Below are 12959 nucleotides of genomic sequence, written 5' to 3' on the forward strand. Positions count from 1 at the left end.
TAAGTGGCATCTCGCGGAGGCACGGGAGGGGGTTAGAAGCCGGGGAGGGTGGCGACCAGGAGGTCGACGAGCTTGATCCCGAGGAAGGGGGCGATTACCCCGCCGAGGCCGTAGACCAGGAGGTTGCGGCTGAGGATGCGCGACGCGGCGACCGGGCGGTACGCCACTCCCCGCAGCGCGAGCGGGATGAGCACGACGATCACCAGCGCGTTGAACACGATCGCCGAGAGGATCGCCGAGGCCGGCGAGTGCAGCTGCATCACGTTCAGCACGGCGAGCCCCGGGAAGACCCCTGCGAACATCGCCGGAATGATCGCGAAGTACTTCGCCACGTCGTTCGCGATCGAGAACGTGGTGAGCGCCCCGCGGGTGATCAGCAGCTGCTTCCCGATCCGCACAATGTCGATGAGCTTGGTCGGGTCGGAGTCGAGGTCGACCATGTTCCCGGCCTCCTTCGCCGCCGAGGTGCCCGTGTTCATCGCCACGCCCACGTCGGCCTGGGCGAGCGCCGGAGCGTCGTTGGTGCCATCTCCGGTCATCGCGACCAGCGCGCCGCCCTCCTGCTCGCGCCGGATCAGGGCGAGCTTGTCCTCGGGCGTCGCCTCGGCGAGATAGTCGTCCACTCCCGCCTCTGCCGCGATGGCACGGGCCGTCAGCGGGTTGTCCCCCGTGATCATCACGGTACGGATGCCCATCGCGCGCAGCTCCGAGAAGCGCTCCGCGAGCCCGTCCTTCACCACGTCCTTCAGATGCACCACGCCCAGCAGGCGAGCGCCGCCGCCGTCCTTCACCGCGACCACGAGGGGCGTGCCGCCGCTCTGGGAGACGCCGTCGACCAGCACCGTGAGGCGCGCCGCGACCGCGGACGGCAACGGCCCCTCCTCCTCCACCCAGGCACGCACGGCCGAGCCGGCGCCCTTGCGGATGGAGGAGCCGTCGGCGAGGTCGAGCCCGCTCATCCGGGTCTGCGCGGTGAACGGCACCACGACGACCTGGGCTCCCTCGACCCCCTGGGCGGGCTCCACGGCGGGGCGCCCCGACTCGCCCGCGAGGTCGACGATCGACTTCCCCTCGGGCGTCGGATCGCTGAGCGAGGAGGCGGCGGCTGCGTCGATGAGCGCGGCCTGCGCCACACCGTCCATCGGCAGGAACGCCACCGCCCGCCGGTTGCCGTACGTGATCGTCCCCGTCTTATCGAGCAGGAGCGTCGTGACGTCGCCCGCCGCCTCCACAGCCCGCCCGGACATGGCGAGCACATTGCGCTGCACCAGCCGGTCCATCCCGGCGATGCCGATCGCCGAGAGCAGGGCCCCGATGGTGGTGGGGATGAGGCAGACCAGCAGCGCCACCAGCACCGGCACGCTCACCGACGTGCCGACGAACGAAGCGATCGGATTCAGGGTCAGCACGACGACGACGAACACGATCGACAGGCTCGCGAGGAGGATGTCGAGGGCGATCTCATTCGGCGTCTTCTGCCGCGACGCGCCCTCGACCAGGCCGATCATCCGGTCGACGAAGGTCTCGCCGGGCCGCGAGGTGATCCGCACGACGATCCGGTCCGAGAGCACTCGCGTGCCGCCCGTGACCGCGCTACGGTCGCCTCCGCTCTCGCGGACCACGGGAGCGGACTCACCGGTGATCGCGGACTCGTCGATGGAGGCGATGCCCCAGACGATGTCGCCGTCACCCGGCACCAACTCGCCCGCCTCCACCACCACCACGTCGCCCAGCTGCAGCTCCGCCGAGGAAACCTCGACCAGGCGCGCCGAGAGGGCAGACGGATCCGCGGAGTCGTCGTCGGCCACGCGCCGCGCCGGAGTGCTGGTGCGGGTTGCGCGCAGGCTCTCGGCCTGGGCCTTGCCGCGTCCCTCCGCGACCGCCTCCGCGAGATTCGCGAACACCACGGTCAGCCAGAGCCAGATCGCGATGCCGGCCGTGAACGTGACGGGCACCGTCGATCCGCCCGAGCGCTCCGGCCCGCCGAGGAACGGCTCGGCGATCGCCAGCAGCGTGGTCAGCGCGGCGCCGACCTCGACGAGGAACATCACGGGGTTGCGCCACATCAGGCGCGGATCGAGCTTGCGGAGCGCCCCGGGGAGGGCGGCGGCGAGCTGGCGCGGTCCGAGGGCCGCCCGGGTGGGCCGCGCGGGGTCGGCGGGGGCCTGGGTGAGTGCAGTGGTCATCGGAGTCGCAGTCCTTCCGCCAGGGGACCCAGCGCGAGTACGGGGAAGTAGGTGAGCGCGGTCACGACGACCGTCACTCCCACGAGGAGGCCGACGAATTGCGGCCGGTGGGTGGGCAGGGTCCCGGCGCTGGAGGGCACCGGCGACTGCGCCGCGAGCGAGCCGGCCAGCGCGAGCACCAGCAGAATCGGGAGGAATCGGCCGAGCAGCATCGCGACGCCGAGCGCCGTGTTCAGCCACGGCGTGTTCGCCGTCAGCCCCGCGAAGGCGGAGCCGTTGTTGTTGGCCGCCGAGGTGAAGGCGTAGAGCACCTCCGAGAGCCCGTGCAGTCCGGGGTTCAGGATCGACGTGCTCTCCACGTCCGCGCGCACGCCCGGGATCGCGAAGCTCAGCGCCGTGCCCGCGAGCACGAGCGTCGGCGTCACCAGGATGTACAGGCTCGCGAGCTTGATCTCGCGCGGGCCGAGCTTCTTGCCCAGGTACTCCGGGGTACGGCCGACCAGCAGCCCGCCGACGAACACCGCCAGCACCGCGAGCACCAGCATCCCGTAGAGGCCAGAGCCGACCCCGCCGGGAGCGACCTCGCCGAGCATCATGTTGAGCATCGGCAGCATGCCGCCGAGCGCGGTGAAGGAGTCGTGCATCGCGTTGACGGCGCCGGTGGAGGTGAGCGTCGAGGCCGTCGCATAGAGGGCCGAGCCGGCGATGCCGAAGCGCGTCTCCTTGCCCTCCATCGCCGCTCCCGCCGCCTGCGCCGCGGATCCGCCGCCCGCCGCCTCCAGGGCCGTGAGCGCCGCGAGCGACATGACGAAGATCGTCGCCATCGCGGCGAGAATCGCGCGTCCCTGCCGCACGTCGCCGACCATCCGGCCGAAGGTGCGCGGCAGCGAGAACGGGATCGCCAGGATCAGCACGACCTGCAGCAGCGACACCCAGGCCGAGGGGTTCTCGAACGGATGCGCGGAGTTGGCGTTGAAGTACCCGCCACCGTTGGTGCCGAGCAGCTTGATCGCCTCCTGCGAAGCGACCATGCCGCCCGGGATGCTCTGCTCGCCGCCGGTGAGAGTGGTCACGGTCAGTGGGTCGTTGAGGTTCTGGATCACTCCGCCCGCGATCATCACGACCGCGGCGAGAAGCGAGATCGGCAGCAGGAGGCGCAGCGTGCCGCGCACGAGGTCGACCCAGAAGTTGCCGAGAGTGCCGGAGGAGCGGCGCGCGAATCCGCGGATCAGCGCCACCGCGACCGCGAGGCCCACGGCCGCCGAGACGAAGTTCTGCACCGCGAGCCCGCCGAGCTGCACCGCGAAGCCGAGGGTCGCCTCGGGCGAGTACGACTGCCAGTTGGTGTTGGTGACGAACGAGACGGCCGTGCTGAACGCCAGCCCCTCCGGCACCGCGGGGAGCCCGAGCGAGCCGGGCAGGACCGCCTGGAGTCGCTGCATCCCGTAGAGCAGGAGCACGCCGACGAGCGAGAAGGCCAGCACGGACCGGAGGTACGCGCGCCAGCTCTGCTCGCCGGCCGGGTCGACCCCGATCAGGCGGTAGAGGCCGCGCTCGAGCGCGACGTCGCGCGTCGAGGTGTAGACGCGGAACATGTTCTCGCCCAGAGGGCGGTGCAGGAGGGCGACGGCCAGGCCGACGGTCGCGACCTGGAGGACGGCGAGGAGTGGATCCATCAGAAGCGCTCCGGTCGGATCAGGGCCACGACGAGGTAGACGACGGCGGCGAGCGCCAGCACGGCCGCGAGGGCGTCGACGACGATCACCGGTCGCCCCTTGCGTCGCGGGCCGGAGCGGGCGCACCGCCCAGCTTCTCGACCCCCCGGGCCGCGAGGCCGAGGAGCGAGAAAAGGGTGAGCACGCCGAGGAGGTAGGCGAGGTCGAGCACGGAGGACTCCATCCGGAGAAGACGGCACCCGAGGCCCGGGCGCCTGCCGAGAGACGGCACGAGACCTGATGCAACACGCGGCACGGGCACCGCGCAGCCGTCCTCACGCTTCTCCTACGGCCCCGCCCCTCGTCCTCACGTTTCCCTCACGACGCGGTGTCGCCGATCCCGTCGGAGAGCGTTCTCCCACTGCAACGGCGCGGATCGACGGCCGAAGGTCACAGTTCCGCATCGCCTGGACATATTGTCCCGTCGCGCTTTACACCCGCCGGTCGAAGGAATATGTTCTCTCCGTGGACAAAGCCCCTCGGGGCTCTCCCGCCCTCCCGGGCGACGACACGACGGCGTGCTCCACCTGTGCATGCCTCGCGCCGTCCTCTCCCTCGGACACTGCTTTCAGAGAGGAATGCACTCCATGAAGTTCTCCCGCGGCATCACTACGCTGGCCGCCGCCGGCATCATCTCCCTCGGCCTCGCGGCCTGTTCCGCGAGCCCGGCCAATTCGGGCGGCGCCGCTGCAGGCGCCGGCGCGGAAGGCGACTGCACCGTCGGCATCTCGATGCCCACCCGCAGCCTCGAGCGCTGGATCAACGACGGCGAAGGCCTTCAGTCCAAGCTCAAGGGCGAGGGCTGCACCGTCGACCTCCAGTACGCCGACAACAAGACCGACCAGCAGATCTCGCAGATCCAGAACCAGATCGCGGGCGGCTCGAAGATCCTGGTCATCGCGGCAATCGACGGCGAGGCGCTCGCGCCCGTCCTGGCCGAAGCGAAGAAGCAGAACGCGACCGTCATCGCCTACGACCGCCTGATCAACGGCACCGCAGACGTCGACTACTACGCGACCTTCGACAACTACAAGGTCGGCCAGCTCCAGGGCCAGTACATCGAGACCACCCTCGACCTGAAGAACGCCGCGGGCCCCTTCACCCTCGAGCCTTTCGCCGGCAGCCCCGACGACAACAACGCCAAGTTCTTCTTCTCCGGCGCCTGGGATGTCCTGCAGCCCTACATCGAGAGCGGCAAGCTGACCGTCCCCTCCGGCAAGTCGCCCGCATCGGACGACGACTGGGCCTCGATCGGCATTCAGGGCTGGGCCTCCGACAAGGCGCAGTCCGAGATGGACAACCGTCTCTCGTCCTTCTACACCGGCGGCCAGAAAGTCGACGTGGTGCTCTCGCCCAATGACAGCCTCGCGATCGGCATCGAGGCGTCGCTGAAGTCGGCCGGTTACGCCCCCGGCGCCGACTACCCGGTCATCACCGGGCAGGACGCTGACAAGGCCAACGTCAAGGCGATCCTCGCCGACGAGCAGTCCATGACGGTCTGGAAGGACACCCGTACCCTCGGTGACCGCGTCTTCCAGATGGTGCAGTCGATCGTCGCGGGCGAGGAGCCCGAGGTCAACGACACCGAGAGCTACAACAACGGCAGCAAGGTCGTCCCGTCCTACCTGCTCGAGCCGCAGGTCGTCACGAAGGACGACGTGCAGTCGGTCCTCGTCGACTCCGGCTTCCTCAAGGCCGGCGACGTCGGACTCTGATCCCCGGGCGGGGGCGGGGAGGAGCGATCCTCGCCGCCCCCGCCGCTCCCGTCCCCACACCACTCTCTGCACAACGAAGTGAGGCCCTGTTGGCCAGTCCCATCCTCATCATGCGCGACATCGTCAAGGAGTTCGGCGGCGGCGTCCGCGCCCTCGACGGCGTCTCGCTCTCGGTTCAGCCCGGCGAAGTCCATGCCATCTGTGGCGAGAACGGCGCCGGTAAGTCGACGCTGATGAAAGTCCTCTCCGGCGTCTACCCGCACGGCAGCTTCGAGGGCACCATCGATTTCGAGGGCAAGGAGGCGCAGTACCGGTCGATCAACGACAGCGAGGCCGACGGCATCGTGATCATCCACCAGGAACTCGCCCTCAGCCCCTACCTCTCCATCGCCGAGAACATCTTCCTCGGCAATGAGAAGTCGACCCGCGGCGTCATCAATTGGAACGCGACGAACGCGGAGGCAGCGAAGCTGCTCGCTCGCGTCGGCCTCGACGAGAGCCCGGCGACCAAGATCCTCGAGCTCGGCGTCGGCAAGCAACAGCTCGTTGAGATCGCCAAGGCCCTCGCCAAGGAGGTGAAGCTCCTCATCCTCGACGAGCCCACCGCCGCCCTCAACGACGAGGACAGCGACCACCTGCTCGGCCTGATCGACCAACTCCGCATGCAGGGCATCACCTGCATCATCATCAGTCACAAGCTCAAAGAGATCCGCGCGATTGCGGACACCGTCACGATCATCCGCGACGGCCGCACCATCGAGAGTTTTTCGATGGCCGGCGAGCAGGCGTCCGAAAGCCGGATCATTCGGGCAATGGTCGGCCGTGACCTCAACAGCATGTTCCCGCCGCGCGATCCGCAGATCGGCGAAGAGAAGCTGCGCGTCGAGAACTGGACCGTCCATCACCCGGTCGACATCAACCGAGTCGTCGTGGACGATGCCTCCTTCACCGTGCGCGCCGGCGAGATCGTCGGCTTCGCGGGTCTGATGGGCGCCGGCCGCACTGAGCTCGCGATGAGCATCTTCGGTAAGAGCTACGGCACAGGCATCTCCGGCCGCGTCTATAAAGACGGCAAGGAGATCCAGACTCGCACCGTCGACGAGGCGATCCGCAACGGCCTCGCCTACGCGACCGAGGACCGCAAGCGCTACGGCCTCAACCTCATCGGCGACATCACCGTCAACGTCTCGGCCGCCGCGCTCTCGCGCCTGGCCCGGCTCGGAGTGATCGACAAGCACCGCGAGTACAAAGTCGCCGACTCGTACCGCTCCAAGATGAACATCAAGGCGCCGACCGTCTCGGCCGTCACGGGAAAGCTCTCCGGCGGCAACCAGCAGAAGGTCGTCCTCTCCAAGTGGATCTTCTCGGGTCCCGACGTGCTCATCCTCGACGAACCCACCCGCGGCATCGACGTCGGAGCCAAGTACGAGATCTACGGGATCATCAACGAGCTCGCCGCGCAGGGCAAGGCGGTCGTCGTCATCTCGTCCGAGCTGCCCGAACTGATCGGCCTCGCCGACCGCATCTACACCATCTCCGAGGGCCGGATCACGGGCGAGATCAACCGCGCCGACGCCACCCAGGAGCACCTCATGCACTACATGACAGCCGGAAAGGAACAGGCCCGATGAGCGCCACGACCACGACAGCGCCGGCGAACACGCCCGCCAACACGCCCTCCACGCCGCCTAAGCGCGCGCGCAGGCTCAACATCAACCTCCGGCAGTACGGCATCCTCGCCGCGCTGGCCATCATCATCCTGCTCTTCCAAGTGCTGACGAACGGGCGACTCCTGCTGCCCGGCAACGTCAACAACCTGATCCAGCAGAACGCCTATGTGCTGATCCTCGCGATCGGCATGGTGATGGTCATCATCGCCGGCCACATCGACCTCTCGGTCGGCTCGGTCGTGGCGATGGTCGGCGCCATCTCGGCGATCGCGATGAACAACTGGGGCCTGCCCTGGTGGGCGGCCGTCGTCGTCGCCCTCGTCACCGGCGCCATCGTCGGAGCGTGGCAGGGCTTCTGGGTCGCCTTTGTCGGCATACCGGCGTTCATCGTGACCCTCGCGGGCATGCTGATCTTCCGCGGCTTCACTCTGGTCCTGCTCACCGGCGGAACCATCAACGGCCTCCCCACCGAGTTCACCGCGATCGGCGCCGGCTGGCTGCCGGGCGTCCTCGGCGGCATCGCCGGCCGCGACGCGCTCACCCTGGTCCTCGGCCTGATCGTCTGCGTCGTCCTCGTGGCGCAGCAGCTGCGGAGCCGCGCGACCCTCCGCCGCCTCGAGCTGCCCCGCGAACCCCTCGGCTCGCTCATCGCGAAGTCGGCCATCGCCGTCGTCGCGATCATGGCCCTCGCCTGGCTGCTCGCCGGCTACAGCGGCACCCCGATCATCCTGATCGTGCTCGCCGTGCTGATCCTCACGTACAGCTTCGTGCTCGGCCGGACGGTTTTCGGCCGCCACATCTACGCGATGGGCGGCAACCTGTTCGCGGCGATGATGTCGGGCGTCAAGACGAAGTGGGTCAACTTCTTCATCTTCGTCAACATGGGTGCACTGGCCGGAGTCGCGGGCATCGTCAGCACCGCCCGCGCCGGCGGTGCGGTCGCTTCGGCCGGTCAGAACTACGAGCTGGACGCGATCGCCGCGGTCTTCATCGGCGGCGCGGCCGTCCAGGGAGGCGTAGGCACCGTCGTCGGAGCCGTCATCGGCGGTCTCGTGATGGGCGTCCTGAACATGGGCCTGTCGATCCTTTCGGTCGACGCCGCCTGGCAGATGGCGATCAAGGGCTTCGTGCTCCTGCTCGCGGTCGCGTTCGATATCTTCAACAAGCGCCGCTCGGGCTCCCGCTAGTCCGATCGCGGCCTCCGGCTACCGGCGCTTCTTTCTCCAGTTCTCGGGCGCGGCACTTCCTTCGGAGGTGCTGCGCCCGAGTTGATCCGTGACCCACTCGGGCCGAGCACAGGCAGGCGATCATGGCAGGAGCAGTCGGAGCCTCCAGCAACGCGCTGTTGCGCCGCACGAACCTCGCGAGCCTCGCGACCCTCGTGCACCGCTCCGGGCCGACGAGCCGCGCCGAGCTCGGCCGCCTTACCGGCCTCAACCGCTCCGCCGTCGCCAACCTCATCGGCGAGCTGAGCGAGCTGGGCTGGGTCGCGGAGGAGACGACGGCACCCGATGGCCGCATCGGCCGCCCCAGCGCCACCGTCGTCCCCGGCGACCGCTTCGCCGCCGTGGGCGTGCACCTCGACACCGACGCGATCATCGTCGGCCTGGTGGGCCTGCACGGCGAGCTGCTGCGCCGCGTCCGCTTCGACACGCCGAAACCCGCGAGCCCGGCCACCGTCGTCCGCGTCGTCACCGGCATCGTCGAGGGCTTCCGCTCCGAACGGGAATCAGTGCGCACGCTTGTCGGCACGGGCGTCGCCGTTCCCGGCCTCGTGCAGGCCGACTCCGGCTTCATCCACCGCGCCCCCCACCTCGGGTGGCGCGACGTCGACCTCGCCTCCCAGCTGCACCGCGCCCTCGACCTCCCGGTCTCCGTCGGCAACGACGCGACCCTCGGCGCCATCGGCGAGTCGCTCTTCGGAGCGGCGCACGGCGTCGCCGACGTCGTCTACGTCACCGGCGGCGCCGGCGGGATCGGCGGAGGAGTCATCATCGGCGGAGTCCCGCTCCAGGGCTCCTCCGGATTCGCGGCCGAGCTCGGCCACACCGTCGTCGTCACGAACGGCCGCCTCTGCAGCTGCGGCCGCCGCGGCTGCCTCGAGGCCGAAGTGCGGATGCGCTCCCTCCTCGACGTCCTCGGCGCCCGCGTCCTCGACCAGGACGAACTCGACATCGCTCTCGGCACCTCCCGCTACCCCTTAGTGCTCGCCGAGGTCGCCCGCCAGGTCGACCTGCTCTCGGAAGGCCTGTCCACCTACATCAACCTCTTCAACCCCACCGCCGTCGTCCTCGGCGGCTTCCTCGGCTCGCTGCTCACCGTCGACCGCGAGCGCCTCACCGCCCGCATCTCCGCCCGCGCTCTGAGCGACCTGGCCCGCGGCGTGCGGATCGAGCGCGCGGCCCTGCGCTCGAGGCTGGAACTCGTCGGCGCCGCGGAGTTACCCTGGCGGCGGGTGCTGGCGGACCCCGCCGCGGTCACCGGGGGCGCGCAGCCGCCGGGTGGGAGCAGCAGCCGCGCGGACGCCCTGGGCGCCCGCGCCTGACCCTGCGAAAGTATCCACGCCGAGGAGGACGAGCATGGCCGACTGGAACGACACCATCATCGAGGAGTTCCGCACCAACGGCGGGACCGTGACCACCGGCGGCTTCGGAAGGAGTCTCGTCCTGGTGCACCACCGCGGCGCCCGCTCCGGCGAGGAGCGCGTCACTCCGCTGGTGGCGCTGCACCCCTCCGACGACGTCTGGCTGCTCGCCGCGTCCGCCGCCGGCGCGCCGAAGCACCCCGCCTGGTTCCACAACCTCGTCGCCCACCCCGACCTCGCGATCGAGACCCCCGACGACGGCACCGTCGCCGTCCGCGCCCGCGTCCTCGAGGGCTCCGAACGCGACGCGGGCTGGGCCCGGTTCACGACCGCCTCGGCCGGCTTCCTCGACTACGAGAAGCGCACCACCCGCACCATCCCCGTCGTCGAGCTCACCCGCGGCTGACCGCTGACTCCGGGTCGGTCGATGGAGATCGCTCCCCCGCCGACCTCGTCTCCTGGACGAGGAGCCCGAACGTCGACCCGACGCTCAGATACTGCCCTCAAGCAGGGGAGAGGTCAGCTCGCTCGACCTCTCACGGAGCAATCCCTCCGCCTGCGCGGCCGCTACCCCGAACGAGGCTGGAACACGGGCCCGAGGGGCGGACATCATCGGGTTCATCTTCCGCCACCGGTTCACGACACGCATCCCCGCACCTCCCGTCGCACGCCTGCTCACGATCTGTAGCGCGCACGAACTGTTCCCCGTCCTCACTCCGCTGGTGGCAGGGTGCATGAAGCACAGTCGGTGCGATCTCGCGGGCCAGGCGGAGCATCTCCCGACCGATCCCGTCCTTCTGCCATTCAGGGACGACGACGGGCCGTAGGTCGCGCCCTGTTGCGGGTGCGGGCGCGAGAGCACGGAGGAAGAGCGCGGGGAGGGCAAGGTCGTGCTCGATGGCTCGATTCGAGTGCGGCGATTCCCCGTACTCGGTCTGGAGAAGCCGGAACAGGAGTCGAGGAGTCTCGGGGCGCACCTCGACGGGCTCTTGGGTTCGCCACCCGCGGGATGCGATCTGCCGAAACAGTGTGGAGGTGCGGTCCTTCGAGAGCACGCCGACTGCTTCGCCGCGTGTGACGAGCGCGGCGATGGAGATGCCCCAACTCGCCTTCACCCGCGCGAGGGTGCCGAGCGTCGTGTCCGGTTCGATGAACTCGCGGGCGTGCGCGTCGGGCAGGAGGAACGCCCCCGCGAACTGGTTCGCCTCCCACTCGGGATCGTCAGAGCGTCGGTAGGAGTGCAGGACGAGGTGGCCGAGTTCATGGGCGATGGTGAACCGATCGCGGTCGCCGCTTTTGCTGATGTAGCCGATGAGGGTCGCGTTGCCGCGCCCGCTGGTGTGCGCAAGCCCGTCGTGGCCAGGAAGTGCTTCGTCGGTGAAACCGATGGGTGCGACAGCGATGCCGGAGCGTTCGAGTGCCCGCGTGACGTTCGTGATCGGCTCATCCAGCGACAGTGCGAGAGCACGGCGGGTTTCGTCCGCGATCTCCCCGATCCGTTCCGCGCTGAGCACCGGGGCATCGTCCTGGACGACGGGGATGAGGGGGCGCGGGTAACCGGACCCATCGAGCAGTTGCTCGGTGACACGGAATCCCTCCTCAAAGAACCGGAACGTGCGCGTGGTGTCCCTCACGCGGGCGGTCGCGTTCTTGCGGAAGTGCACCTCGTCTCGGGGTACGCCTGCGGAGGGGACGGCGAAGAACTCGACCGGGAGTCCCAGCCCGCTCGCGAATGCGTCAGCGAGAACGGGTGTGAAGTCGCGGCGGTGCTTTTCCACCATGGAGACCATCGCCTGTGTGACGCCCGCTGTGGCGGCGAGGTCGGCTTGGGTGACGCTCAGAAGTTCACGTGCCGCGGTGATTCGCTCAGGCCGAAGCATCGCGCTCGTCCTCCTCTTCTGCGGCCTCCGTCCGCGTCGGCATATCCAGGTCCTCTTCCTCATCTCGCGTGTCGAACGAAGACGCAAACACGTCTTCGTCATCGAGCGGCACGGAAAGGTCAACGCGGGCCTTTTTGCCGTACTTCCACGTGCCAATCGGGTGCACGGCCCACATCGAGACGGTACCTGCCGCGAAGTCCGCGGCCCAGATCAGGAGAAGCCGTTCGGGTTCCTCGAACAGCCGTGCGTTGTCCATCATCGGAGCGTTCGTGTACCACGCGCGCCGCGCAAGATTCGTCCCGGGCGAGGGCACGACCGTGGGCGAGTGCAGGAACCGGAGTACGAGATCGTCGCTGTACAGATGCAGAGCGGCGTTCTTCGCCTGGTTCTCGTCAACCTGCCAGGCGCCCAACTCGCGTGCCGTCAGAAGCGAGCGAGCCTTCGCGCGCGCGACGTGGACGCGCGTCGTCCGATACTCCGGCTCGATCTCGGCCGCGTCCGTCACCGCGTGCTCCGCCACCGTCACAGCCTTCGCCATCACGGCGTTCAGGACGGGGACTAACGGTGACATCCGCTCTCACACCAGGTCACGCAACTCTGTGCTCACGTCAGTTATATTATCACCGAGAATCGCACATGACAGGTGTTGTGCGGCGAGTCGCGGGTCGGATCGGACCTTGCCGGTAAAACCAGGCATGCTCCGACCCGATGAGTCCTGGAACGTCGCCAACGGGGAGGATTACATTTCTCTCCTGGGCGGAGCACTGTGTACCCGGCCTGGGCGAAGAACCTAGCCGCGGTGGGATCCCATGACTCGCTTGCCATCGAAGTCCACCCATCATCACCGGTTAGAAGCGCAGAAACGGGCGAGATGCCTCACGAAGAGTAGTTCGTGGCTACCGATGTGCGGCAGGAACGCCGAAGGGCCGTGATCTGAACGATTCCCGTTCCGGTCACGGCCCTTCGAGGTCTCCGTACAAACGACTTCACGTCATCTCTACAAACGAACACTGGTGCGCGAGGGGGGAGTTGAACCCCCACGCCCTTTCGGGCACACGGACCTGAACCGTGCGCGTCTGCCTATTCCGCCACTCGCGCTCACCAGCGGCGCGACAAGCGCCAGCAGGAGCCTAGCATCCCCGCGCACTCACGATCCCCTGCAGCACAATCACCTCTGGCCGAGAAGAGCTACTCTTCTCCACGGCGGGA

11 protein-coding genes and 1 tRNA gene are annotated in these 12959 nt (G+C 68.7%); 5 read left to right on the top strand and 7 right to left on the bottom strand.

Going from position 1 to position 12959, the window contains the following annotated elements; translation table 11 throughout:
* Positions 1-32 precede the first annotated feature (32 nt).
* Genes kdpB through C5D07_RS15640 form a run of 4 tightly spaced genes read right to left on the bottom strand, consistent with a single transcriptional unit; the run spans position 33 to position 4085 of the window.
* Entirely contained in the window at positions 33-2186 is a 2154-nt protein-coding gene (gene kdpB, locus C5D07_RS03100; RefSeq protein WP_104258654.1) for a potassium-transporting ATPase subunit KdpB, read from the bottom strand.
* Positions 2183-3862, bottom strand: a complete 1680-nt coding sequence (gene kdpA / locus C5D07_RS03105) for a potassium-transporting ATPase subunit KdpA (protein WP_104258655.1) — start codon at positions 3860-3862, stop codon at positions 2183-2185. Before kdpA ends, kdpB begins: the two co-directional genes overlap by 4 nt.
* On the bottom strand, positions 3862-3951 hold the full coding sequence (gene kdpF / locus C5D07_RS03110; protein ID WP_068250113.1) for a K(+)-transporting ATPase subunit F: 90 nt from the start codon (positions 3949-3951) through the stop codon (positions 3862-3864). Before kdpF ends, kdpA begins: the two co-directional genes overlap by 1 nt.
* Positions 3948-4085, bottom strand: coding sequence for a hypothetical protein (locus C5D07_RS15640; RefSeq protein ID WP_170063496.1), 138 nt, complete (start codon positions 4083-4085; stop codon positions 3948-3950). The genes kdpF and C5D07_RS15640 overlap by 4 nt, the downstream gene beginning before the upstream one ends.
* Before the next feature lie 403 nt (positions 4086-4488).
* Between C5D07_RS15640 and chvE the strand changes: the two genes are divergently transcribed.
* The 5 genes from chvE to C5D07_RS03135 all read left to right on the top strand — a co-directional run bounded on the left by chvE (position 4489) and on the right by C5D07_RS03135 (position 10276).
* Positions 4489-5616, top strand: a complete 1128-nt coding sequence (gene chvE, locus C5D07_RS03115; RefSeq protein ID WP_373408367.1) for a multiple monosaccharide ABC transporter substrate-binding protein — start codon at positions 4489-4491, stop codon at positions 5614-5616.
* A gap of 110 nt (positions 5617-5726) precedes the next feature.
* Positions 5727-7247, top strand: a complete 1521-nt coding sequence (mmsA, locus tag C5D07_RS03120) for a multiple monosaccharide ABC transporter ATP-binding protein (protein ID WP_068250108.1) — start codon at positions 5727-5729, stop codon at positions 7245-7247.
* Entirely contained in the window at positions 7244-8473 is a 1230-nt protein-coding gene (gene mmsB, locus C5D07_RS03125) for a multiple monosaccharide ABC transporter permease (RefSeq protein WP_068250104.1), read from the top strand. The genes mmsA and mmsB overlap by 4 nt, the downstream gene beginning before the upstream one ends.
* Before the next feature lie 122 nt (positions 8474-8595).
* A complete protein-coding gene (locus tag C5D07_RS03130; RefSeq protein WP_104258656.1) occupies positions 8596-9831 on the top strand; it encodes an ROK family transcriptional regulator in 1236 nt (411 codons plus the stop codon).
* Positions 9832-9865: 34 nt separating this feature from the next.
* Positions 9866-10276 (top strand): nitroreductase/quinone reductase family protein, encoded by a 411-nt coding sequence (locus tag C5D07_RS03135; RefSeq protein ID WP_104258657.1) that lies wholly within the window; start codon positions 9866-9868, stop codon positions 10274-10276.
* 130 nt (positions 10277-10406) lie between these two features.
* Here the strand turns inward: C5D07_RS03135 and C5D07_RS03140 are convergent, their stop codons facing one another.
* From C5D07_RS03140 to C5D07_RS03145, 3 genes are all read right to left on the bottom strand, one after another.
* Positions 10407-11852, bottom strand: coding sequence for an XRE family transcriptional regulator (locus C5D07_RS03140; protein ID WP_084415685.1), 1446 nt, complete (start codon positions 11850-11852; stop codon positions 10407-10409).
* The gene (locus C5D07_RS15190; RefSeq protein WP_146076801.1) at positions 11737-12270 is read right to left on the bottom strand and encodes a hypothetical protein; all 534 of its coding nucleotides are present in this window, start codon (positions 12268-12270) and stop codon (positions 11737-11739) included. Before C5D07_RS15190 ends, C5D07_RS03140 begins: the two co-directional genes overlap by 116 nt.
* A 491-nt stretch (positions 12271-12761) precedes the next feature.
* Positions 12762-12848: transfer RNA gene (locus C5D07_RS03145), tRNA-Leu, on the bottom strand.
* Between the last annotated feature and the right edge of the window lie 111 nt (positions 12849-12959).

Origin of the sequence: Rathayibacter tritici, assembly GCF_002932875.1 — a bacterium.
Lineage (GTDB): Bacteria > Actinomycetota > Actinomycetes > Actinomycetales > Microbacteriaceae > Rathayibacter > Rathayibacter tritici.

Excerpts from the sequence above, each read along its gene's own strand:
- C5D07_RS15640 (WP_170063496.1), bottom strand. The coding sequence starts at position 4,085 with ATGGAGTCCTCCGTGCTCGACCTCGCCTACCTCCTCGGCGTGCTCACC.
- kdpA (WP_104258655.1), bottom strand. The coding sequence starts at position 3,862 with ATGGATCCACTCCTCGCCGTCCTCCAGGTCGCGACCGTCGGCCTGGCC.
- C5D07_RS03135 (WP_104258657.1), top strand. The coding sequence starts at position 9,866 with ATGGCCGACTGGAACGACACCATCATCGAGGAGTTCCGCACCAACGGC.
- mmsA (WP_068250108.1), top strand. The coding sequence starts at position 5,727 with ATGCGCGACATCGTCAAGGAGTTCGGCGGCGGCGTCCGCGCCCTCGAC.
- chvE (WP_373408367.1), top strand. The coding sequence starts at position 4,489 with ATGAAGTTCTCCCGCGGCATCACTACGCTGGCCGCCGCCGGCATCATC.
- kdpB (WP_104258654.1), bottom strand. The coding sequence starts at position 2,186 with ATGACCACTGCACTCACCCAGGCCCCCGCCGACCCCGCGCGGCCCACC.
- C5D07_RS03140 (WP_084415685.1), bottom strand. The coding sequence starts at position 11,852 with ATGACGAAGACGTGTTTGCGTCTTCGTTCGACACGCGAGATGAGGAAG.
- C5D07_RS03130 (WP_104258656.1), top strand. The coding sequence starts at position 8,596 with ATGGCAGGAGCAGTCGGAGCCTCCAGCAACGCGCTGTTGCGCCGCACG.
- mmsB (WP_068250104.1), top strand. The coding sequence starts at position 7,244 with ATGAGCGCCACGACCACGACAGCGCCGGCGAACACGCCCGCCAACACG.